Source organism: Prochlorococcus sp. G4PB16 (assembly GCF_059772465.1).
In genome coordinates this window covers 1,201,020-1,222,266 of sequence record NZ_CM186289.1, presented here as the reverse complement: position 1 = coordinate 1,222,266, position 21,247 = coordinate 1,201,020, and the positions used below count along the sequence as shown (strand labels likewise).

Sequence of the window (21,247 nt, the reverse complement as noted above, 5' to 3'; positions counted from 1 at the left end):
AATATATTTTTATCTTAGTTCAACTCTCTTTATGATGGCTCAAATGATTGAAATCCGTGTTTTTTAACCGTTTCAAATTCTCCCGCGATATTGGGATTGATTTAGGTACCGCAAATACCTTGATTTATGTTTCCGGTAAGGGAATCGTATTGCAAGAACCTTCAGTTGTAGCGATGGATTTAGAGGAGGGGATCCCTCTTGCTGTAGGCGACGATGCGAAATTAATGTTAGGGCGAACACCAGGAAATATCCGAGCAGTTAGGCCTCTCAGGGATGGTGTAATAGCTGATTTTGATGCAGCTGAGCAAATGCTTAAGACATTTATTCAAAAGTGTAATGAGGGTCGAGGAATCATTGCGCCCCGATTAGTTGTTGGTATACCTAGTGGCGTGACTGGTGTGGAAAGACGGGCAGTTCGAGAAGCTGGTCTTGCGGGAGCAAGAGAGGTGCATTTGATTGATGAACCTGTGGCTGCTGCCATTGGAGCTTCTTTACCAGTTACAGAGCCCATTGGAACAATGATCGTTGATATTGGAGGGGGAACTACCGAAGTAGCTGTTTTAAGCCTTGGCGGAACAGTTTTAAGTGAATCAGTAAGGGTTGCAGGTGATGAAATTAATGATTCGATAGCTACGTATTTAAAAAAAATACATAACTTAGTAGTTGGTGAAAGAACAGCTGAAGAGATAAAAATTAAAATTGGATCAGCTTTTCCATCTAATGAATTTGATTTGCAATCAATAGATGTAAGGGGATTGCATTTACTTTCAGGTTTGCCTCGTTCAATTAATTTGAAAGCAGGCGATTTACGTGAAGCTATGTCAGAGCCTCTTAATAAGATTGTTGATGCTGTAAAAAGAACTCTAGAAAGAACTCCACCCGAACTGGCTGCAGATATTGTTGATAGGGGGATAATGCTTGCAGGAGGGGGAGCACTAGTTAGAGGAATTAGTGATCTCTTAAGCCATGAAACAGGAATTTTTACTCACGTAGCTGAGGATCCATTGTTATGCGTTGTAAATGGATGTGGCCTGGTTTTGGATGATTTTAAATCAATGAGAAGAGTTTTAGATACGCCTGATTTTGCTAGAAATGTAATTAGAGATTGAAAAATGATTAAAGCCCGAGGGAAAATAGGGGTTCATTTGCTTTTGAAAAGTAAATTTTGGGTAATTTTTTTATTTGTGGCTTTGTTATTTGGGATTCGTTGGACAAAAGGAGCAGGATATTTAGATTTATACTCGATTTTATTAAAACCTATACTCCCAGGAACGGCTCAAAGAGAATGGATTAAGGAAGGAGAGAATATTGAAAGAACCATTCGATTAAAATTACTTGAGCAAGATAATATTCGTTTAAGAAGAGCTCTTGGTTTGCAAGACTTTAATAGTGATGAAAGAATTTCAGCTGCTGTGATATCTCGATCTTCTAGAAATTGGTGGCAACAGCTAGAAATTAATAAGGGCTCAAGAGATGGTGTTTTGAAAGGGCAAACAGTAATTGGACCAGGAGGCTTGATTGGTTTAGTTGACAGCACAACCTTACTTACCTCAAGAGTTAGATTATTGACAGACCCTGGTCATCAGTTAGCAGCTTGGATTAATCGAACTAAGCGTCATGGGATTTTGACTGGGATGGGCACAAACAGACCAAAGCTAATCTTCTTAAATAAAAGTAGTTTGGCTGAAATTGGCGATGCTGTAACTACATCTCCAGCAAGTACTTTATTACCCCCAAATTTGACCATAGGAATCGTTCAGTTTGTGAACGAAAAAGCTTTACCGTCTCCATATGCAATAGTGCAATTAACTGCATCGCCAGAGGCAATTGATTGGGTGCAAATTTTGAAAAATGATGGCTAAAAATACGAAAAATTTATTCATCTTTTTTATTATAATTTTTTTACCAGCTTTCATAATTATCACTCCTGACTGGCTTAAAATAAATGGAATAACTCCATGCTGGCCAGTTATTTTATTGTTACCATTTTCACTTAAGAATCGTCCTTGGAAAGCTGCTTTGGCTGCTTTTTTATTAGGAATTTTTATGGATTCTTTTACAATTAGTGATGTTTCTTATATCCCTGCCTTGGTTATTCTGTCTTTAGTTTGGAGCACATATGGATTGCATAATAAAAAAATCGAATTTTTTTTTAATATTGGTTTGATGGCTATCTTTGGAACTTGCTTGGTTGGACTTTCTATTTGGGTTCAAAAAATTATTTTTTATAGTGTTTTGAGGAACAATTGGTTCCATTCTTGGTCAATTTATGTATTGATTTCTGAGGTCATAATTACTGGATTAGTTGCTCCGTTTTTATCTTCTTGGCTCCTCCTTACTTATAAAAAAAGCTAATAAGAAAATTTTTAAAGCTTAAAAAAATTGAATAAATACTTATTTTAGTAGTGACTCTGTCTTTTAAATTAGTCAAAGGGCTTTGAATACCTGACTTGAAGATGATATCTTCATATAACAAGAAGCCATTTCGATATAAAATTTCGATGGTTTTGTCATTAAGGCAACAGCTAATCTCATGACCTGCATTTTGGTTGTAGATGATGAACCAGCAGTATTGAAAGTCTTGGTGACGAGGCTTAATCTTGCTGGTTATCAAGTTTTATCTGCACAGGACGGAGAGCAAGCACTAGAGGTGTTTCATAAAGAAGCACCAGACTTAGTGGTTCTAGATGTAATGCTGCCTAAGATGGATGGTTTTGCAGTGTGTCGAAGAATAAGAGCAGAGTCTTGTGTCCCAATAATATTTTTGACTGCTCTTGAAGCGATTTCAGAAAGAGTTGCGGGTTTGGACTTAGGAGCTGATGATTACCTGGCCAAACCATTTAGCCCAAAGGAGTTAGAGGCAAGAATAGCGACGATTTTGAGAAGAGTTGGACCTGCCCCGACAGTTGATGAGCCTAGAGAGGTCCCATCAGGTCAAGGAGTGATGAAGCTTGGTGATCTTGTTGTAGACACCAATAGAAGGCAAGTCAGTAGAGGAGGAGAAAGAATAGGCCTCACATATACAGAATTTAGCCTGCTGGAGTTATTATTTCGTGACCCTGGACGTGTCGTTCCTCGAGCAGAGATTTTGGAACAGCTTTGGGGTTACCCTCCTAGAAGAGCGGCTGATTTAAGAGTTGTTGATGTCTATGTAGCACGTTTGAGGGGAAAGCTTGAACCAGATCCACGGAATCCGGAATTGATTTTAACTGTACGTGGTATTGGGTACGCTTCTCAAAGAATGGGAGAATTTCCTACTGCTATTGCCAGTTAAAGATTAATAGCTCAAAATTGATAGGTTTTTCATTTGATCTCTTTTATTTCTGTCGTATGTATGAATTGCCTTGTCTGAATTAAGAGATACCCGCCTTGAGAAGGCAAAAGCCCTAAAAAGCCTAGGGCTTGGTCCGTATGGTTTGAATTTTCGGCCTACTGACTCCGCTGATCATTTACAGAAAAAATATGCAGACTTGCCAAATGGTGAAGAAAAGAAAGACAAAGTATCGATCGCAGGGCGTGTAACTTCTCGAAGAGTAATGGGAAAACTTGCTTTTTTTACTCTTGCAGATGAAACAGGTACGGTTCAGCTGTTTTTGGAAAAGGCGACCTTAAATTTTAATGACAATAGAGAAAAGCAAAAGAATAATTTTGAGAACATCACCTCTCTTGTTGATTCTGGTGATTGGATAGGAGTAACTGGAATATTAAGGAGAACTGATAGAGGTGAACTTTCTATCAAAGTTTTCGAATGGTCAATGCTTTCCAAATCTTTACAGCCTTTACCAGATAAATGGCATGGACTTGCTGATGTAGAAAAGCGATACAGACAAAGATATTTAGATTTGATTGTGAATCCGCAGTCCAGAAAAACTTTTCGCACCAGGGCTTTACTAGTTAGTTCAATTCGTCGTTGGTTAGATGAAAAAAACTTTCTTGAGATTGAAACACCGGTTTTACAGTCAGAGGCAGGAGGCGCCGATGCAAGGCCTTTTATTACTCATCACAATACGCTTGATTTACCTTTGTATTTGAGAATTGCAACAGAATTGCATCTTAAAAGATTAGTAGTTGGCGGTTTTCAAAGGGTTTATGAACTTGGAAGAATTTTTAGAAATGAGGGAATCAGTACTCGTCATAATCCTGAGTTCACTTCTGTAGAAATTTATGAGGCTTTTGCAGACTATTTCGACATGATGGAACTAACAGAAAATATGCTTTCGTCTGTTTGTGAAAAGATTTGTGGATCGACCAAAATTAGCTATCAACAGCAAGAAATAAATTTGAAACCTCCTTGGAGAAGAGTGACGATGCATCAATTAGTTCAGGAGTTTACGGGGATTGACTTTGAACTTTTTGAAGATAGGTTTGAAGACGCCAAAGCTGCAATGCTTCTTAAGGGACTTCAAATACCAGATAAAGCTGACAGCGTTGGTAGACTTTTAAATGAAGCTTTTGAACAAGTTGTAGAGCCTAATCTGGTGCAACCTACATTTGTTATGGATTACCCAATTGAGATTTCTCCATTGGCGAGAAAACACAGAACTAAGCAAGGCTTAGTTGAAAGATTTGAACTTTTCATTGTGGGAAGAGAGACTGCTAACGCTTTTAGTGAATTAATTGATCCAATAGATCAAAAAGAACGTTTACTTTTGCAGCAAGCAAAAAAAGAAGCAGGGGACCTTGAGGCGCAAAGTGTCGATGAAGATTTTATTAATGCTCTTGAAGTAGGAATGCCTCCAACAGGAGGATTAGGGATAGGAATAGATAGGTTTGTAATGCTATTAACTGACAGTCCTTCCATAAGAGATGTAATAGCTTTTCCACTTTTGCGGCCAGAATCAAATATAAAACAAACTGGAAAGTGACCCATCACAGTGGATAATAGGCGAGTAAGGATTTTGTTCAGATGAGTGGCGAGAGAGTTGGTTTTCGTTTCAAGCACGCCGATGCTGTTGTGAAACGTAATCCCCAAGGGCGTTCAAGACGCGGATGGGTCATGGAACCTGTTGAGCAAACGACAAGCAGGGGGACAAAAATGCCTGCTTATCGCATTAGATGGAGAGATAGTGAGCGTCCCGAAATTGTTTTGCAACATATGCTCATTGCTGATCCTGATCCAACACCTCCACCCGAAAATGTTAGTTTGGATGTTAATTGATAATTAATAATTAATAATTAACTATTAGCTTTCTGAAAATAACTTGCTGCAAAAAAATAAAATATTTTCCTTTAAAAACGTTTTAGAGCATTGGCTACATCTCTTTTGGAGTCATTAATTTTCTCTTGATTCCTTTTGTCATGTAACTTTTTACCTTTCCCTACTCCAATTTTTAACTTAATCCATGAGCCTTTAAGATAAAGACTTAGAGGTATTAATGCTAGGCCTTTTCTATCTATATTTATTTTTAATTTTTCGATTTCTTTTCTATGCGCAAGAAGTTTTTTGATTCTTAGAGGTTCATGATTGAAAAATTTACCGGCATGATTATGAGGTGATATATGAACGTTATGAAGTTGAATTTGATTCTTCTTAATTAAACAAAATCCATCTTTTAAGTTAACTTTTCCAGCCCTAATAGATTTAACTTCAGTCCCAAGAAGCTCTAATCCAGTTTCTAGTGTTTCTAGGATTTCATACTCATACCTTGCCTGTCGATTTTCAGCCAGGCGACGATTTCCATCAATTGAGGAATCTTTTTTTGATTTTTTCTTTCCTTTTTTGCTCATTCTTCTATTTAGCTACATTTTTTTTGAGATGCCACTACCCTTCGTTCATGGCAATTGTGTCTTCAATTACTAATCACTCTTCTCTTCCTAATGATAAAGGAGAGGAAAGATTAGTTGGTTCCACCCTCTTAAAGGAGGAACTGAAATTATCTAAAAATGATTCACTTAGGCCAAAATCTTTTGATGAATTTGTAGGTCAATCTGAGTTAAAGAAAGTTCTTGAAATTTCAGTTAAAGCATCATTGACAAGAGGAGAAGCACTTGATCATTTAATGCTTTATGGGCCGCCTGGATTGGGCAAAACAACCATGGCTTTAGTCATTGCGGAGGAATTAGGTGTTAAAGCAAGAGTTACAAGCGCTCCTGCACTTGAACGGCCAAGGGACATTGTTGGATTATTGATCAATATGGAGCCACGTGAATTAATTTTTGTAGATGAGATTCATAGACTTAATCGGATATCACAGGAGCTTTTATATCCAGCAATGGAAGATAGAAGGTTGGATTTAACTGTAGGTAAAGGCACGACTTCGAGAATGCGATCAATCGAAATCCCTCCATTTACTTTAGTGGGTGCTACGACCAAGCCAGCAGCATTGAGCTCTCCTATGCGAGATCGCTTTGGAATAACTCAACGACTAGATTTTTATAATCATTTGGATCTTGAAAACATAATTAAAAGATCTGCAAATCTTATTAATTTATCGATTTCAGAAGAAGCATCTCATCAATTAGCCAGAAGAAGTCGAGGTACGCCTCGAATTGCAAATAGACTCATACGAAGAGTGAGAGATTATGCAGAAGTCCATTCCTCCTCAAAAATGATTGATGTTCAAGTTGTTAATGATGCACTCGATCTACATCGTGTAGATCAAAGAGGATTAGATGCAACAGATAGAAGTTATTTAGGCTTGCTAGTTAATCAATATCAAGGTGGTCCAGTAGGAATCGAAACTTTAGCTGCTGCGCTCGGAGAAGATTCAACTACTCTTGAAACTGTAGTTGAGCCTTATCTAATGCAAATTGGTTTTTTACAAAGAACTGCTAGGGGAAGGGTTGTTACTCCAGCAGCTGAAAAACACTATTTGCTAACTTCTCCTAATAAAAAAGATAAATGATAAAAATCAGAGTTTTGAGAGTTCTACTTTTATTGTTAATTATTTTTGTACCATTTGCGTCGGAGGCCAAGTCCTCTCCTAAATTTTTATTCGAGAAGGCCCTTCAAGAGAGTAATGACGGCGATTTCATTCAAGCTGAAAAAGATTGGAGCTTTTACTTGAATGACAATCCCAATGATGCTGCTGCATTGAGTAATAGAGGCAATATTCGTCTTGCTCTGGGTGATCCTCAGGGGGCTATAAGAGATCAGACTATGGCAATAAGAATTTCGCCTGAAGATCTAGATCCTTACCTGAATAGAGGCATTGCCGAAGAAGCTTTGCAGCTTTGGGAGGACGCCAGTAAAGATTACCAATACGTTTTAAAGAAGAATCCTAAAGATGTTTCAGCTTTATATAACTTAGCTAATGTAATGGGATCTATGGATAATTGGATTGAAGCCAAGAAATTGTTTTCTCAAGCTGCCTCGTCAAATAATGCCATAGCCATGGCCAGGTCGAGTGAAGCGCTTGCGATTTATGAATTGGGTGATCTTGAACTCGCTGAAAAGAAAATACGAGTATTGATTGGTAAATATCCTTTATTCGCAGACGCCAGAGCAGCATTAAGTGCGCTTCTATGGCGTAAAGGCTTCACAGGTGAAGCTGAAAGCAATTGGACTGCGGTTGCTGGGCTAGATATTCGATACCGTGAGAAAGATTGGTTGCTGAATATTCGCCGTTGGCCTCCAAGACCCACCAATGATTTGATTGCATTTCTTGCTTTGGAGGATAGATGAACGATTTTGGAAAAGAAATTGACGTTTTGTCTAAGGAGTTACTGCCTGATTTGATTCAATTACGTCGTCATCTCCATGCTCACCCAGAGTTAAGCGGTCAGGAATATCAAACTGCTGCTCTTGTTGCCGGGGAGCTAAGAAAAACAGGTTGGGAAGTAAAAGAAGCAGTTGGGAAGACGGGAGTAGTTGCTGAAATGGGTAATAAAAGCGGCCCTGTTTTTGGCTTACGGGTTGATATGGATGCTTTGCCAATCGAGGAGAGAACAGGTTTAGATTATTCTTCTGCTATTCAAGGCTTGATGCATGCATGTGGTCATGATCTACATACTTGTATCGGTTTGGGAGTGGCTAAAGTATTAGCGAAAAATAAATTTATAAATTCTCGATTCCGAATCATTTTTCAACCTGCAGAAGAGATTGCTAAGGGGGCAAATTGGATGAGATCTGAAAGAGTTCTCGAGGGAGTTCAAGCTCTTTTTGGTGTGCATGTTTATCCAGATTTGTCAGTTGGCAAAATTGGAATAAGAAGTGGTATCTTTACCGCTGCCGCGGCTGAATTGGAAATAGATATTATTGGTAATGGAGGGCATGGAGCTAGACCTCATGAAGGTATAGATTCAATTTGGATTTCTGCACAAGTTATTAGTGGACTTCAAGAGGCTATTAGTAGACGTTTAGATGCTCTTAAACCAGTAGTGATTAGCTTTGGGAAAATTTCAGGAGGAAATGCTTTTAATGTTATCGCTGAGAGAGTTAAGCTTTTAGGCACAGTAAGGTGTCTTGACAGCAACCTTTATGAAAAATTGCCTCAATGGATTGAGACAACAGTACAAAATATAGCATCTAATTTTGGAGCTCAGGCTAAAATAAAATTCAAGTCAATCGCGCCTCCAGTTTATAACGATCCAGATTTAACTGGTTTGTTGTCTACCTGTGCAAAGAACTTTATGGATGAAGAAAATATTGTTTATTTAGAATATCCTTCATTAGGTGCTGAAGATTTTGCTTTCTTTTTGCAAGATGTTCCAGGGACGATGTTTAGATTAGGAGTTGCTGGAGATCAAGGTTGTGCGCCATTACATAGTGGCCAGTTCTCTTTGGATGAAAGAAGCCTCGAGCTAGGAATAAAAATTTTGTCTCAAACATTATTGATGGCATCGAAAACTTCCCCAGACATCTAGGCCCTTAATTTATGAATAGATTAGGTAACCCATTAATCTCAATTTCAGCACCTTTGCTGATTTTATTAGCAATTACGGGCTTTTTGCATAGAGAGGGCAAAGATAAAATCCAAGCAATACCTGCTTTAGTTGTTGGAAGTGGATTGGTTTTGACTGGAGCCGTTAGAAGATTTAGGCGACGACGAATGTTGTTTCTAGAGATGAAAAAAGATATTAATGATCAAAATTTTTAATTCAAAATTTTATCTATAAAAACTTTAGGGTTCAATAGCTGATTTCGAGCTACTTTGTATTTATCACTAGGGGTGCCATATCGTTTTGCTATATGGCTGAGATCACACCCTCTGAACTTGATCTGGCTTGAACCAGTGTAAGGAAAGTGAAATCTTGTGATCTTTATGCATATTGCTCCTTGTTTATTCAATAGCTTTTTAGTTTATGCGGAATTCATGGGTGGCTTCCAGAAAAGGTAAAACCAATGTTTCTCAGATGCATTTTGCCCGCAAAGGTGAAGTTACTGAAGAAATGGTTTATGTGGCAAAGCGTGAGAATCTTCCTGACTCACTAGTTATGGAAGAGGTCGCGCGAGGCCGAATGGTTATTCCGGCAAATATTAATCATACGAACTTAGAGCCAATGGCAATAGGTATTGCCTCCACATGTAAAGTCAATGCAAATATTGGCGCTTCGCCTAATGCAAGTGATATTAATGAAGAATTAAAGAAGCTTGAGCTGGCAGTAAAATATGGCGCAGACACTCTTATGGATCTCTCTACTGGAGGGGTTAATTTAGATGAGGTTCGAACCGCAATTATTAATGCCTCCCCTATACCGATTGGAACAGTTCCAGTTTATCAAGCTTTAGAAAGTGTTCACGGTTCTATTTCGAGGCTAACTGAAGATGATTTTTTACACATAATAGAAAAGCATTGTCAACAAGGAGTTGATTATCAAACTATTCATGCAGGCTTATTGATTGAACATTTACCTAAGGTTAAAGGTCGTATTACTGGAATAGTTAGTCGCGGCGGAGGAATTCTTGCTCAATGGATGCTTTATCACTACAAGCAAAATCCTTTGTATACGCGTTTTGATGATATTTGCGAAATATTTAAACGATATGATTGCACTTTCTCTTTAGGTGACTCACTACGGCCTGGCTGTCTGCATGATGCATCAGATTCAGCACAACTTGCTGAGTTGAAAACCCTGGGTGAATTAACTAGACGTGCTTGGAAACATGATGTCCAAGTAATGGTTGAAGGGCCTGGTCATGTACCCATGGATCAAATTGAATTCAATGTTAGGAAGCAAATGGAAGAGTGTTCAGAGGCTCCTTTCTATGTCCTAGGTCCATTAGTAACAGATATATCTCCTGGTTATGATCACATTTCAAGTGCGATTGGTGCAGCGATGGCTGGTTGGTATGGTACCGCGATGCTTTGTTACGTAACACCGAAGGAACATCTTGGGTTGCCAAATCCTGAGGATGTCAGGGAAGGATTGATTGCTTACAAAATTGCTGCTCATGCAGCAGATGTCGCAAGACAAAGATCAGGAGCTCGTGATCGTGATGATGAATTAAGCAAGGCTCGTAAAGAATTTGATTGGAACAAACAGTTTGAATTGTCCTTGGATCCAGAGAGAGCCAAGCAATATCATGACGAAACTTTACCTGAAGAAATTTTCAAAAAAGCAGAGTTTTGTTCAATGTGCGGTCCTAATCATTGTCCAATGAACACAAAAATCACAGATGAAGATCTTGATAAATTAAACGATCAAATAAATTCAAAAGGCGCAGCTGAATTAACTCCGATAAAGTTAAACAAAGAAAATTAGTTCTTTGTTTAACTTTTTTACTTTGGATTTAATTTAGTATTAATAATTAAGTGGTGAATTTTATTTATTGAGAAGATTTCTAGATTTCTCTAGTACGTTCTCAACTGTAAATCCAAATTTTTCCATACATAATCCACCTGGAGCAGATGCTCCAAAGCTATTCATAGTTACGCTGTCGCCATCAAGACCAATATATTTATGCCATCCGAAGCTTTCTGCGGCTTCAACTACTAGACGTTTTCTGATGTTGGAAGGTAACACTTCTTCTTTATAGCTTTCGCTTTGTTCTTCAAAAAGTTCAACGCATGGCATAGAAACTACACGCACTTTTTTCCCTTCTGAAGTAAGCTTCCTAGCCGCTTGCACACATAAATCAAGTTCAGTTCCAGTTCCTATCAGTATCAATTCAGGGGTACTATTGCAATCTTCAAGAACGTATCCACCTAAAGCAACTTTATCTACTGATGAATTTTGTTGATTGACCATACCTTGTCTGCTTAGGCATAAGGAACTTGGTCTCTTACGATTTTTAATCGCAACTTTATAAGCACCACTGGTTTCATTGCCATCGCCTGGGCGGAAAACCATCATATTTGGCATTGCTCTCAATGATGGAATAGTTTCTATTGGTTGATGTGTTGGGCCATCTTCACCAACACCGATGGAATCATGGGTTAGAACATAAATAACGCCAAGCTCACTGAGAGCTGAAAGACGCATCGATCCTCTCATGTAGTCTGCGAAGACTAAGAAGGTTCCACCATAAGGAATTAAACCACTATCGTGATAAGCAATACCATTCAATATGGCTGCCATAGCATGTTCTCTAACACCAAAATGTAAATAACGTTTTTCGGGACTTTCATATTGAAAAGATCCAGTTTCACCTTTTATATCTGTGTAATTTGAATGAGTTAAATCTGCAGAACCTCCAATTAGTTCAGGAATATTCGGACCAAGAGCTCCTAGACATATTTGAGAATGTTTTCTAGTAGCAACCCCTTTATCATCGGCTGAATAGGTTGGTAAATCTTTATCCCAACCTTGAGGGAGTTCGCCCCTCAACATGCGCTCAAATTCAGATGCTTCACTAGGGTATTTATCTTTATAGTTAGCAAGAGTTTTATTCCACTGTTCTTCGAGTTGTGAACCTTTTTTAATGGCTTGACGATATTGATCATAGGCATCTTGAGGGACCTCGAAAGGTTTGTAAGACCAACCTAGTTGTTTTCTTGTCAGTTCAGCTTCTTCTTCACCTAATGGAGCTCCGTGAATACCCGCAGTATCACTTTTATTTGGTGAACCGTAGCCAATGGTTGTCGTTACTTTAATAATTGAGGGCTTATCTGTTACTGCTTTTGCATTCTCAATAGCTTTTGATATGCCTTCTATGTCTGTATTTCCTTCAGGAATCTCTTGTATATGCCATCCATATGCTTCATATCTTTTTAAGACATCCTCAGTAAATGAGACATCTGTTCTTCCATCAATGGTGATGTGGTTGTCGTCATATAAAGCTATTAATTTTCCAAGTTTCAAATGACCAGCTAAAGAACAGGCTTCTGAAGATATACCTTCTTGATTGCATCCATCTCCCATGATTACGTAGGTGTAGTGGTCTACAACTGTTGCATCAGGTTTATTGAATTTTGCAGATAGATGAGCTTCAGCAATTGCCAATCCAACTGCATTTGAAATTCCTGCTCCCAGAGGTCCTGCAGTTACTTCAACTCCAGGTGTTTCAAAGGTTTCTGGATGTCCTGGAGTTTTAGCTCCCCACTGTCTAAATTCTTTTATATCTTCAATGGTGACAGAGTCATATCCAGTCAGATGAAGAAGTGCATACAAAAGCATGCATCCGTGTCCGGCTGAAAGAACAAATCTATCTCGATTAAACCATTTTGGATTTTTTGGATTATGACGTAAGTGTTTATCCCACAATGCATAACCCATAGGCGCACAACCCATAGGGAGCCCAGGGTGACCACTTTTTGATTTATTAATTGCATCAACAGCGAGCATCCTGATGCTGTTGACGCAAAGTGTGTCTAGAGAAGTAGTCAAGGCAACCATTTTGAATTAGTGAGTGGTGAAAAAGAAATTTAAGTGGAAAGTGAAAATGAAATTAATTTAGATCATTTGTCGAAAAGCTAGACAGACATTGTGACCGCCAAACCCGAATGAGTTAGATAGTACGACGCCTAATTTTTTTTCTCTTGCTGTGTTGGGAACATAATCGAGATCACAATTTGGGTCTGGATTGGAATAATTAATTGTTGGCGGAATTATTTCATGTTTTATTGCCAAAGCACAAGCAACAGCCTCGATGCCTCCAGAACCTCCCAATAAATGTCCTGTCATGGATTTGGTTGAGCTAGTAGGCACTTGATACGCATAATTTCCTAAAGCAGTTTTTATTGCAGATGTTTCATTGCTGTCATTGGCTGGAGTGCTAGTTCCATGAGCATTTATGTAATCCACTTCTTCTGGATTAATTTGTCCATCCAGTAATGCAAGCTTCATAGCTTCAGCACCTCCGACTCCACCTGGTGTTGGAGAAGTAATGTGATGGGCATCACATGTTGTTCCATAACCAATTATTTCTGCATGGATTGTTGCATCTCTTTTTAAGGCATGGTCAAGAGTTTCTAAAACTAATATCCCAGCTCCTTCTCCAATCACGAAACCATCTCTTTGAGAATCAAACGGCCTACTTGCTGTTGATGGATCATCGTTTCTAAATGATAGGGCCTTGGCACTGGCAAATCCTGCTACCCCTAAGGGAGTAATACTTGCTTCTGCTCCACCGCAAACCATTGCATCCGCTTTACCTAGTTGGAGAAGTCTAAAAGCATCACCAATAGCATTTGATCCAGCTGCACAAGCAGTTGAAACTGCTGAACTTGGGCCTTTAGCGCCCAGTGCAATTGCAGCTAGTCCAGTTGCCATGTTGGGAATCATCATGGGAACAGTAAATGGACTAACCCGACTCGCTCCCTTGTTTTCTAAGACGTGAGCTTGAGTTTCCATAGTTAGCAATCCGCCAACTCCAGAACCAATAATGACTCCAATTCTTGCAGCATTTGAATCGTCAATTATCAAACCTGAATGATTCAGTGCTTCTTTTGCTGCAACTACTCCAAATTTTGAGAAACGATCCCATCTTTTGGATTCTTTTGGTTCTAATTTGCCTGCCGGGTCAAAACTTTTCACCTCTGCGGCAAATCTACATGCATGGGATGAGGCGTCAAAAAGGGTTATTCCATCAACCCCATTGAGCCCTGATTGAAGACCTTCTAGGTAACTTTCGAGGTTGTTGCCAATTGGAGTTATTGCTCCAAGACCTGTTATAACAACTCGATGGAGTTTCTCCATCATGTAAACCTCTAAGACTGTTTGTCTTCGATGTATTTGACTGCATCCCCAACAGTGGCAATGCCTTCTGCGGCCTCGTCAGGGATCTCAATGTCAAATGCTTCTTCGAGAGCCATAACTAGTTCGACTGTGTCGAGAGAGTCTGCACCGAGATCATTTTGGAAGTTTGAATCCGGTTTTACTTCACCGGCTTCAACACTGAGTTGTTCTGCGACGATAGAACGAACTTTTTCGAGGATTGCTTCCTGGGACATAACCTTCTTAGACCTGACTTCCAATCTTACGGGTTAAAGTGTCGAGTTAACAAAAGTGACGGCATTGCAACTATTTTTTTTTATGTAGCGAAACGTAGGTATAGTTTTATACACTAGGAAATATGGGTTGGTAATTTGTCACACGCCGTCAAAATCTATGACACCTGTATTGGTTGCACCCAATGCGTAAGGGCTTGTCCATTGGATGTTCTTGAAATGGTGCCCTGGGATGGCTGCAAAGCTTCTCAGATAGCATCATCTCCAAGAACTGAAGATTGTGTTGGATGTAAGCGATGTGAAACTGCTTGTCCAACTGATTTCTTAAGTATCAGGGTCTACTTAGGTGATGAAACAACTAGAAGTATGGGCTTGGCTTACTAAAAAATTAGTGTTTTTGTTAACGAAGGTTTATTTTATATAAATAATTTTTGATAATAATTTATATATTATGTGTGGCATATTTGCTGTTATTGGCTCAAGAGAAGTTTCATCTTTACTTATTGATGGATTGAGAAAACTGGAATATCGAGGATATGATTCAGCGGGTATAGCAACAATTGATAATGTAAAGAACGCTCAAATTGGACAACTAAATGTCACAAAATCAGAAGGAAAGCTGTTTAATCTCTCAAATTTAATTAAAAAGAACCCCCCACATGGTCATGTTGGTATTGCCCATACAAGATGGGCTACTCATGGCAAACCAAATGAAAGGAATGCCCATCCTCATCTTGATTCCTCAGGGCAAATTGCAGTTGTGCAAAATGGGATTATCGAAAATCACAGAAAGTTATCTAAAAGCCTAAAACTTAGAGGAATTAAATTTATTTCTGAAACTGACACTGAGATAATTCCCCATTTAATCGGGCTAGAGCTAGAAAAGTCTCTGGCAAATGGACTTCCTGCTAGTGAACAAACATTATTATTTTCCGTTCAAAAGGTTCTGAAAGTACTAGAGGGCACTTATGCAATAGCAGTGATTTGGTCTAAGGCCCCCAATGCTCTTGTGGTTGCTAGAGGACAAGCACCATTGGTTCTTGGCTTTGGTGAAGGTGAGTTTTTTTGTGCGAGTGATACACCAGCATTAGTTGGCTTTACACGTACATTTTTACCTTTAAGAGATCAAGAAATTGCACTTTTAACTCCATTAGGAATTGAACTATATGATGATGATGGAAATAGGCAACATAGAGCACCATCTCTTTTAAAAGGTACAGAACTTTTTGCTGATAAGAGAAATTTCCGTCATTTCATGCTTAAAGAAATTTATGAGCAGCCAGAGACAGCACAACAATGGATAGATAGATTTTTACCTTTGGATTTGCCTTTGGGAAATTTAGTTTCTATGCCGATAGATAAACTTGTATTGGAGAAGATAGAACAAATACAAATACTTGCCTGTGGTACAAGTAGGCATGCTGGAATGGTTGGTGCTTACTTGTTGGAACAGTTTGCAGGAGTTCCTACAAAGGTATATTTCGCAAGTGAATTTCGATATGCCCCACCTCCACTTTCCAAAAATACTTTGACAATAGGAGTAAGTCAATCGGGAGAAACTGCCGACACTTTAGCTGCATTAAGGATGGAAAAGGAGAGACGAGATTCCTCCAAAGATGCTAATTTTTCTTTTCATCAATTGGGAATTACTAATAGGGTTGATAGTTCACTAGGTCGCGAATTAGAGAATGTTATTGATATTGGATCGGGCATTGAAATTGGTGTTGCAGCAACTAAAACCTTTCTTGGTCAAATGCTGGCCTTTTATGGATTGACACTTTTATTTGCTTCTAATAGACAAAAAAGAAACCCTCAAGAAATTGAAGATCTCTCTAATGACTTGAGATTAATTCCTAAACAGTTGACAGACCTTATAAAAAAACATGATTCTCTCTCTCAAGAAATAGCACATTTGTTTGTTGAAACAAAGGATGTAATTTTCTTAGGTAGAGGAATAAATTATCCAATTGCACTTGAAGGTGCTCTTAAGCTAAAAGAAATAAGCTACATACATGCTCAAGGATATCCAGCTGGAGAGTTAAAGCACGGTCCAATTGCACTTTTAGATCAACACGTTCCAGTAGTATCTCTTGCTGTTCCTGGAGTGGTTTTTGAAAAGGTTCTCAGTAACTCGCAAGAGGCTAAAGCCAGAGATGCTCGTTTAATTGGGGTTTCTACAATTGGACCAGAATCGGAAATGTTTGATAAATTATTTACTATTCCAAAAGTTAGTGAATGGGTTAGTCCTCTTTTGACCGTTGTACCGTTACAGCTATTTAGTTATCACATAGCAGCTCATAAAGGTTTAGATGTTGATCAGCCTCGCAATTTAGCAAAAAGCGTTACTGTTGAGTAAAACCTTAAAATTTAACTTTTTCTAATAAATTTCAAGCAGCTTTTAATAAAAAACGATAGCTTTTTTTAACTAATGTTTTTTATTCTGCCATATGAATCTTCAAAACGAATGATATCTTCTTCATCTAAATAAGTTCCGCTTTGAACTTCAATAAGCTCAAGTTTCATTCTTCCTGGATTGCTTAATCTATGCTTGCAACCCAGAGGGATAAATGTACTTTCATTTTCACTTAAAAGCTGTTTTTCTCCATTTTTTTCTATTAAAGCAGTTCCATTCACTACAACCCAATGCTCAGCTCTATGATGATGCATTTGTAAAGAAAGAGAAGCATTTGGCTTTACTTCTATTAGCTTCACTAGCCATCTATTCCCCTCAACTATTGTAGTGTAATTGCCCCAAGGTCTATAGATTCTTCTATGCATTTTACCTTCTGGAAAGTCTTTTGAACTGAGACTTTTTACTATATTACCAATGTTTTGAGATTGATCTCTATTAGATACTAATATAGCATCATTTGTATCTACAACTATTAGATTTTCTATTCCTATTCCTACAATTAGACGTTGATCACTTTTGAAATAACAGTTTTTACTTTTTTCAACTATTACTCTGCCATTTATATAGTTTCCATCATTATTTTTTTGACTAATATCCCATAAAGACTTCCAACTTCCTATGTCACTCCATCCAGCATTTAAAGGAAGAACGGTTCCTAATTTTGTTTTTTCCATCACTGCAATATCTAAAGATATTTTTGGACATTTCTTGAATGAATTTGCTTCTAAACGTAGAAAATCAAGATCTTCTATGTCTTTTTCAATAGCAATTTTGCAATACTTGATTATTTCTGGAGAGAATTTTTCTAATTCATCTATTATTGCACTCGCTTTAAAAAGAAACATACCACTATTCCAAGTATAGCGAGAATCTTTGATTAATTTCTCAGCTATATCTTTACTAGGTTTTTCTATGAATTTATTTATTTCTAAACCAGTTATTTGATCTTCTTCAGTAGGAAATTCTTTTGCCTCAATGTAACCATAACCAGTCTCTGCGCATGTTGGAACGATACCAAAAGTCACTAGTCTCCCATTGTTTGCATGTGCTTTTGCTGAATGAATTACTTTTTGAAATTCAACTATATCTTCTATCAAGTGATCAGCTGCCAAAATTAACAGTAAAGGATCTTTTCCTAAAGAAATTGCCTGAAGAGCAGCAACTGCGATTGCTGGAGCAGTATTACGTCCTACGGGCTCCAGAATAATTGCTTGAGGATCAGTATTGATCTCTCTAAATTGCTCAGCAACTATAAATCTATGATCTTCATTACATATTAATATTGGATTTTCAAGTCCCTCTAAACCTAGAAGCCTTTCATAAGTTTTCTGCAAAAGAGTTTTCTTTGTTCTTGAATCTAATGCTAGAAATTGTTTCGGATAACTTTCTCTAGAAAGTGGCCAAAGTCTTGTTCCTGATCCACCGCTGAGAATTACAGGAATTATCGATTTATCAGTTATTTCCATAAAAAACTGGATAATCCATTTTTGGTGTTCTGATTACAAGCCTGAATGATTATTAGAGTTCCAATAAGCCAGGGGGTGGATTGATTAGCAGCCATTTTTCTTTGATTTCTATTTCTGGGACAATTTCTTTAACAAAAGGTACCAAAACTTTTTTACCTTCTACTAACTCTATCTCTAGAAGGTCATTCCCCCCCTTGATTAAGTCAGTTACATAACCAATTAGAGTTTTTTTGGTTCCTCTTCTTGCTTCTAAACCAATTAAATCAAAGTAATGGTACTCATCTTTACTCAATCTTGGTCTGCTATCAACTGGTATGACAAATTTCCAACCAATGATTTCCTCTGCAGAACTCCGATTAGATACTCCCTCGATAGATAGAACATAGACTGATTTACCTGGAATCAACTTTCCTTTTTTTAATTTGATTTCAGTGGGCGCTTCATTGTTTTTTTGAATCCATCGTTTTCCTGGTTTTGTAAATCTTTCAGGAAAGTCACTGCTGGGTTTAATTCTAATATCTCCTCTTAAACCCTGGGGAGCAACAATTTCACCTATTGACATCCACTTCTCTTTTTCGATCATTTTTATGAGTAGACTTTTTTTAAATTTTATTTGAACATGTTAATTATGACTGATACACAAGATCCTATTCTCCCTGGAACAACCGTAACTGTTAATAACCAAGAGTCAATTTACAATGGTTATGAAGGGTTTGTTCAAAGAATAAGTGGTGATAAAGCTGCAGTGCTTTTTGAAGGAGGCAATTGGGATAAATTACTTACACTTCCTTTAAAAGATCTGATGAAAAATTAATTAAAAATTTTTCAAAACCAATTTTTTACAGATCAATAGAATTTTTATCTAAAGAATTCAAAGCTTTACGTGCTGCATTTTTTTCTGCTTGTTTCATTGACTTTCCCCAACCTTCAGCTACTGATTGATTTTTGATAAGAACAGTACAAAAAAATCTTTTTGGATTGTCATGCCTAGTATCAATCTCAATTGTTTTGTATATGGGAAGTAATAAGCCTTTACTTTGAGTTAATTCCTGAAGTGCTGATTTGTAGTTTTTTCTATATGGATCCGATAAAATTTCTTTGCTCTTATCATCCCAGAATGGAATAAGCCAATTTTTTATAGGTTCTAAATTAGTCAGACTTTCATACAAAGCTCCTATTAATGCCTCAGTTGCCTCTGCTTGAATGGTTGTTTTAGCTGATTTGTCATTAAGTGCTTTTTCCCCAATAATTAATACACTTTTGATTTTAATTGCGTTGCCAACTTGTGCTAGCCATTGATCACTTACAAGATGTGAACGCAGTTCAGACCTTTCTCCAACTTTCATGTATTGATATTTACTCTTTATAAAATCTGATGCAATTAATCTTAGAACTGCATCTCCGAGAAATTCTAGTTTCTCATAATTTATCTCACTATTTGCTGAACTATGAGTTAGTGCTTCATTGATATATAAAAGATTTTCTATTTTTTCATTAGTAAATTCTTTTTGATATTTTTTATCTAAATTCAGACCGTTAATGAATTTTAATATTTCTTCTACTCGTTTACTGGAGATATTCATAATTATTGCAAAGGTATACTTTAATTGATTAAGTAATAAGATTTTCAGTCTAATCTCTCTTCGTAAAATTAATAAAGTGAAAGCAGGTCGTAAGCCGGGTTCTGTTCATTTTTCTTTTGTTAGAAAGTAAATGGGTAATCATCTATCTGGGACTATCGTTGCCGACAGCCTCAAGCGGCTCTAATTAGGGGCATGGCCTGTGGCCTCCAGTGTCCCTCGCCTTGCTCCTAGCCGGGGTTTACCTAGCCAGCACCTCTCGATGCTGCTGGTGCGCTCTTACCGCACCTTTGCACCCTTGCCATGCATGTTGGGATTTCCCCATGAAGCATTAGGCGGTGTATTTCTGTGGCACTATCCTCACGGTCACCCGCACTGGGAATTACCCAGCAAGCCTGGCCACATAGGAGCCCGGACTTTCCTCAATTGAATTCTTCAGCATTTGCTGAATATCAATTGTGATTACCTCCCCTGCTTTCAACTCCATCATGCCTCAAGGCATAATTAATTTCAGGGGGCTGTAGCTCAGTTGGATAGAGCGACGGTTTCCTAAACCGTAGGTCGTGGGTTCGAGTCCCGCCAGCCCCGTGCAAAAAGGAAGCAAAACAAAAATAATTAAGTCCCATATGTAGTGGATGTGCACAATTGCTACTCTCTCGCTAGCGTTGGTGTAGTGAAACAGTCAAGATGGCCCAGCTTCACGATCTTCGCTTGCGATTACTTGTTCAACAGGAAAGTGAGCACATAACTAATTCACAACCAAGTGATTTAGATCTATCAATTGTTCAAGCTAGATGTTTATGTTGGTTAACACTTCTAGCTGAAGCACATGAAGATCAAGCTAATGATGCGGAGGGAAGAGGTGATACAGAGCAAGCAATGGGATGGTTCGCAGACTCAATGAGATTGCGTGATGTTATTCAAGTAGTTACTAGCATTGAAATACCCCTTCCTGAGAGCTCTGATTTGGACAGTAAAGATTCTGGAGAAGATTTATTTAATGGTGAGCCTCCTATGACGGCCTAATTAATGCAATGATGGTTTTTAAGCTGCCTTTAAGCAGGTGCCTGAAGAACCATGCCAATGTCCCGATTGCCTCAGATTTTATAGGGAGCATGATCGTTTAATTAGAGAGTTCCCCACTCTGCGTCAACAGCAAGAGATCAGTTGGGCTTCGCTTCAATCTTTTAGAACTTTATGTGGAAGAGTTTTAGAAGATTTGCAGAGGCAAGTTAATTCAAATTCATCTAATCAAGCTGATGAGAATTTAAAAAATGGAACTATTGAAAAAAAAGAAAAATCTATTACACAAGTAATATCTGATCTGGAAAATATTAATGCTCATTTGTATTCTATTGAAGCTCTTATGGAAAGAATATTTGATGTTAAAGTTCCTGAAGAAGTTGAGGATAAATTTCGAGAGGTTTCTGGCGAATTAGCTCCCGATCCATTAAATGTTGATCGATTAAGGCTGAATAGATTATTACATCAAACCCCAGACTTACCTGATAAATAGAT

At 38.0% G+C, this 21,247-nt stretch carries 23 protein-coding genes, 1 tRNA gene, 1 other RNA gene and 1 riboswitch; of the genes, 17 read left to right on the top strand and 8 right to left on the bottom strand.

Annotation, left to right across the window (positions count from 1 at the left end):
* Nucleotides 1-56: 56 nt before the first annotated feature.
* The 6 genes from AC6EIZ_RS07175 (at nt 57) to AC6EIZ_RS07150 (ending at nt 5,158) form a co-directional block, all read left to right on the top strand.
* Nucleotides 57-1,109 (top strand): rod shape-determining protein, encoded by a 1,053-nt coding sequence (locus AC6EIZ_RS07175; protein WP_498510009.1) that lies wholly within the window; start codon nt 57-59, stop codon nt 1,107-1,109.
* A gap of 3 nt (nt 1,110-1,112) precedes the next feature.
* Nucleotides 1,113-1,862, top strand: a complete 750-nt coding sequence (gene mreC / locus AC6EIZ_RS07170) for a rod shape-determining protein MreC (protein WP_498510007.1) — start codon at nt 1,113-1,115, stop codon at nt 1,860-1,862.
* Nucleotides 1,852-2,355, top strand: coding sequence for a hypothetical protein (locus AC6EIZ_RS07165; RefSeq protein ID WP_498510006.1), 504 nt, complete (start codon nt 1,852-1,854; stop codon nt 2,353-2,355). Before mreC ends, AC6EIZ_RS07165 begins: the two co-directional genes overlap by 11 nt.
* 178 nt (nt 2,356-2,533) lie before the next feature.
* Nucleotides 2,534-3,274, top strand: coding sequence for a response regulator transcription factor RpaB (gene rpaB / locus AC6EIZ_RS07160; protein ID WP_158467370.1), 741 nt, complete (start codon nt 2,534-2,536; stop codon nt 3,272-3,274).
* Between the two features lie 70 nt (nt 3,275-3,344).
* Nucleotides 3,345-4,865: a lysine--tRNA ligase gene (gene lysS / locus AC6EIZ_RS07155; RefSeq protein WP_498510004.1), complete on the top strand. Its 1,521-nt coding sequence runs from the start codon at nt 3,345-3,347 to the stop codon at nt 4,863-4,865.
* Nucleotides 4,866-4,906: 41 nt separating this feature from the next.
* Nucleotides 4,907-5,158: a DUF8660 family protein gene (locus AC6EIZ_RS07150; RefSeq protein WP_269609046.1), complete on the top strand. Its 252-nt coding sequence runs from the start codon at nt 4,907-4,909 to the stop codon at nt 5,156-5,158.
* Nucleotides 5,159-5,229: 71 nt separating this feature from the next.
* Here the strand turns inward: AC6EIZ_RS07150 and smpB are convergent, their stop codons facing one another.
* Nucleotides 5,230-5,727, bottom strand: a complete 498-nt coding sequence (gene smpB / locus AC6EIZ_RS07145; protein WP_498510001.1) for an SsrA-binding protein SmpB — start codon at nt 5,725-5,727, stop codon at nt 5,230-5,232.
* A gap of 47 nt (nt 5,728-5,774) precedes the next feature.
* On the opposite strand from smpB, the gene ruvB reads away from it, so the two are divergent.
* The 5 genes from ruvB (at nt 5,775) to thiC (ending at nt 10,644) form a co-directional block, all read left to right on the top strand.
* Nucleotides 5,775-6,845, top strand: coding sequence for a Holliday junction branch migration DNA helicase RuvB (gene ruvB, locus AC6EIZ_RS07140; protein ID WP_498509999.1), 1,071 nt, complete (start codon nt 5,775-5,777; stop codon nt 6,843-6,845).
* Nucleotides 6,842-7,624, top strand: a complete 783-nt coding sequence (locus AC6EIZ_RS07135) for a tetratricopeptide repeat protein (RefSeq protein WP_498509998.1) — start codon at nt 6,842-6,844, stop codon at nt 7,622-7,624. The genes ruvB and AC6EIZ_RS07135 overlap by 4 nt, the downstream gene beginning before the upstream one ends.
* Nucleotides 7,621-8,805 (top strand): amidohydrolase, encoded by a 1,185-nt coding sequence (locus tag AC6EIZ_RS07130; protein ID WP_498509996.1) that lies wholly within the window; start codon nt 7,621-7,623, stop codon nt 8,803-8,805. Before AC6EIZ_RS07135 ends, AC6EIZ_RS07130 begins: the two co-directional genes overlap by 4 nt.
* Before the next feature lie 11 nt (nt 8,806-8,816).
* Nucleotides 8,817-9,038, top strand: coding sequence for a DUF3188 domain-containing protein (locus AC6EIZ_RS07125; protein ID WP_498509994.1), 222 nt, complete (start codon nt 8,817-8,819; stop codon nt 9,036-9,038).
* A gap of 58 nt (nt 9,039-9,096) precedes the next feature.
* A riboswitch (TPP riboswitch) is annotated at nt 9,097-9,200 on the top strand.
* Nucleotides 9,201-9,243: 43 nt separating this feature from the next.
* Nucleotides 9,244-10,644, top strand: a complete 1,401-nt coding sequence (thiC, locus tag AC6EIZ_RS07120; protein ID WP_498509992.1) for a phosphomethylpyrimidine synthase ThiC — start codon at nt 9,244-9,246, stop codon at nt 10,642-10,644.
* 60 nt (nt 10,645-10,704) lie between these two features.
* On the opposite strand, the gene tkt is transcribed toward thiC, so the two are convergent.
* From tkt to acpP, 3 genes are read right to left on the bottom strand one after another with little or no spacing between them, the layout of a single operon-like run.
* Entirely contained in the window at nt 10,705-12,717 is a 2,013-nt protein-coding gene (gene tkt, locus AC6EIZ_RS07115; RefSeq protein WP_498509990.1) for a transketolase, read from the bottom strand.
* A 57-nt stretch (nt 12,718-12,774) separates the two neighbouring features.
* Nucleotides 12,775-14,022: a beta-ketoacyl-ACP synthase II gene (fabF, locus tag AC6EIZ_RS07110; RefSeq protein WP_498509988.1), complete on the bottom strand. Its 1,248-nt coding sequence runs from the start codon at nt 14,020-14,022 to the stop codon at nt 12,775-12,777.
* Nucleotides 14,023-14,030: 8 nt separating this feature from the next.
* Complete coding sequence (gene acpP / locus AC6EIZ_RS07105; protein ID WP_269609037.1) at nt 14,031-14,273, bottom strand: acyl carrier protein; 243 nt, start codon at nt 14,271-14,273, stop codon at nt 14,031-14,033.
* 135 nt (nt 14,274-14,408) lie between these two features.
* On the opposite strand from acpP, the gene psaC reads away from it, so the two are divergent.
* Nucleotides 14,409-14,654, top strand: coding sequence for a photosystem I iron-sulfur center protein PsaC (gene psaC / locus AC6EIZ_RS07100; protein WP_011295528.1), 246 nt, complete (start codon nt 14,409-14,411; stop codon nt 14,652-14,654).
* 67 nt (nt 14,655-14,721) lie between these two features.
* The gene (glmS, locus tag AC6EIZ_RS07095) at nt 14,722-16,626 is read left to right on the top strand and encodes a glutamine--fructose-6-phosphate transaminase (isomerizing) (RefSeq protein WP_498509986.1); all 1,905 of its coding nucleotides are present in this window, start codon (nt 14,722-14,724) and stop codon (nt 16,624-16,626) included.
* A gap of 65 nt (nt 16,627-16,691) precedes the next feature.
* On the opposite strand, the gene AC6EIZ_RS07090 is transcribed toward glmS, so the two are convergent.
* Both AC6EIZ_RS07090 and rimM read right to left on the bottom strand, forming a co-directional pair.
* The gene (locus AC6EIZ_RS07090) at nt 16,692-18,149 is read right to left on the bottom strand and encodes a mannose-1-phosphate guanylyltransferase/mannose-6-phosphate isomerase (protein WP_498509984.1); all 1,458 of its coding nucleotides are present in this window, start codon (nt 18,147-18,149) and stop codon (nt 16,692-16,694) included.
* Nucleotides 18,150-18,201: 52 nt separating this feature from the next.
* Complete coding sequence (rimM, locus tag AC6EIZ_RS07085) at nt 18,202-18,732, bottom strand: ribosome maturation factor RimM (protein WP_498509982.1); 531 nt, start codon at nt 18,730-18,732, stop codon at nt 18,202-18,204.
* A gap of 45 nt (nt 18,733-18,777) precedes the next feature.
* Here rimM and AC6EIZ_RS07080 point away from each other — a divergent pair, with 45 nt between their 5' ends.
* Nucleotides 18,778-18,963: an NAD(P)H dehydrogenase subunit NdhS gene (locus AC6EIZ_RS07080; protein ID WP_498509980.1), complete on the top strand. Its 186-nt coding sequence runs from the start codon at nt 18,778-18,780 to the stop codon at nt 18,961-18,963.
* A gap of 25 nt (nt 18,964-18,988) precedes the next feature.
* Here the strand turns inward: AC6EIZ_RS07080 and rnc are convergent, their stop codons facing one another.
* A complete protein-coding gene (rnc, locus tag AC6EIZ_RS07075; protein WP_498509978.1) occupies nt 18,989-19,732 on the bottom strand; it encodes a ribonuclease III in 744 nt (247 codons plus the stop codon).
* 74 nt (nt 19,733-19,806) lie between these two features.
* Nucleotides 19,807-20,208, bottom strand: an RNA gene (rnpB, locus tag AC6EIZ_RS07070) — RNase P RNA component class A.
* 35 nt (nt 20,209-20,243) lie between these two features.
* Here rnpB and AC6EIZ_RS07065 point away from each other — a divergent pair.
* The 3 genes from AC6EIZ_RS07065 to AC6EIZ_RS07055 all read left to right on the top strand — a co-directional run bounded on the left by AC6EIZ_RS07065 (nt 20,244) and on the right by AC6EIZ_RS07055 (nt 21,245).
* A tRNA-Arg gene (locus AC6EIZ_RS07065) sits at nt 20,244-20,317 on the top strand.
* A gap of 99 nt (nt 20,318-20,416) precedes the next feature.
* Nucleotides 20,417-20,755 carry a DUF8670 family protein gene (locus tag AC6EIZ_RS07060; protein ID WP_498509977.1) on the top strand — a complete coding sequence of 113 codons (339 nt, stop codon included), beginning with the start codon at nt 20,417-20,419 and terminating at the stop codon, nt 20,753-20,755.
* 37 nt (nt 20,756-20,792) lie between these two features.
* The gene (locus AC6EIZ_RS07055; protein WP_498509976.1) at nt 20,793-21,245 is read left to right on the top strand and encodes a DUF8661 family protein; all 453 of its coding nucleotides are present in this window, start codon (nt 20,793-20,795) and stop codon (nt 21,243-21,245) included.
* Nucleotides 21,246-21,247 lie beyond the last annotated feature (2 nt).

What these genes read in the sequence shown, in the direction of transcription:
- mreC (WP_498510007.1), top strand. Translation starts at nt 1,113, where the DNA reads ATGATTAAAGCCCGAGGGAAAATAGGGGTTCATTTGCTTTTGAAAAGT.
- AC6EIZ_RS07165 (WP_498510006.1), top strand. Translation starts at nt 1,852, where the DNA reads ATGATGGCTAAAAATACGAAAAATTTATTCATCTTTTTTATTATAATT.
- rpaB (WP_158467370.1), top strand. Translation starts at nt 2,534, where the DNA reads ATGACCTGCATTTTGGTTGTAGATGATGAACCAGCAGTATTGAAAGTC.
- AC6EIZ_RS07150 (WP_269609046.1), top strand. Translation starts at nt 4,907, where the DNA reads ATGAGTGGCGAGAGAGTTGGTTTTCGTTTCAAGCACGCCGATGCTGTT.
- smpB (WP_498510001.1), bottom strand. Translation starts at nt 5,727, where the DNA reads ATGAGCAAAAAAGGAAAGAAAAAATCAAAAAAAGATTCCTCAATTGAT.
- ruvB (WP_498509999.1), top strand. Translation starts at nt 5,775, where the DNA reads ATGGCAATTGTGTCTTCAATTACTAATCACTCTTCTCTTCCTAATGAT.
- AC6EIZ_RS07135 (WP_498509998.1), top strand. Translation starts at nt 6,842, where the DNA reads ATGATAAAAATCAGAGTTTTGAGAGTTCTACTTTTATTGTTAATTATT.
- AC6EIZ_RS07130 (WP_498509996.1), top strand. Translation starts at nt 7,621, where the DNA reads ATGAACGATTTTGGAAAAGAAATTGACGTTTTGTCTAAGGAGTTACTG.
- AC6EIZ_RS07125 (WP_498509994.1), top strand. Translation starts at nt 8,817, where the DNA reads ATGAATAGATTAGGTAACCCATTAATCTCAATTTCAGCACCTTTGCTG.
- thiC (WP_498509992.1), top strand. Translation starts at nt 9,244, where the DNA reads ATGCGGAATTCATGGGTGGCTTCCAGAAAAGGTAAAACCAATGTTTCT.
- tkt (WP_498509990.1), bottom strand. Translation starts at nt 12,717, where the DNA reads ATGGTTGCCTTGACTACTTCTCTAGACACACTTTGCGTCAACAGCATC.
- fabF (WP_498509988.1), bottom strand. Translation starts at nt 14,022, where the DNA reads ATGATGGAGAAACTCCATCGAGTTGTTATAACAGGTCTTGGAGCAATA.
- acpP (WP_269609037.1), bottom strand. Translation starts at nt 14,273, where the DNA reads ATGTCCCAGGAAGCAATCCTCGAAAAAGTTCGTTCTATCGTCGCAGAA.
- glmS (WP_498509986.1), top strand. Translation starts at nt 14,722, where the DNA reads ATGTGTGGCATATTTGCTGTTATTGGCTCAAGAGAAGTTTCATCTTTA.
- AC6EIZ_RS07090 (WP_498509984.1), bottom strand. Translation starts at nt 18,149, where the DNA reads ATGGAAATAACTGATAAATCGATAATTCCTGTAATTCTCAGCGGTGGA.
- rimM (WP_498509982.1), bottom strand. Translation starts at nt 18,732, where the DNA reads ATGATCGAAAAAGAGAAGTGGATGTCAATAGGTGAAATTGTTGCTCCC.
- AC6EIZ_RS07080 (WP_498509980.1), top strand. Translation starts at nt 18,778, where the DNA reads ATGACTGATACACAAGATCCTATTCTCCCTGGAACAACCGTAACTGTT.
- rnc (WP_498509978.1), bottom strand. Translation starts at nt 19,732, where the DNA reads ATGAATATCTCCAGTAAACGAGTAGAAGAAATATTAAAATTCATTAAC.
- AC6EIZ_RS07060 (WP_498509977.1), top strand. Translation starts at nt 20,417, where the DNA reads ATGGCCCAGCTTCACGATCTTCGCTTGCGATTACTTGTTCAACAGGAA.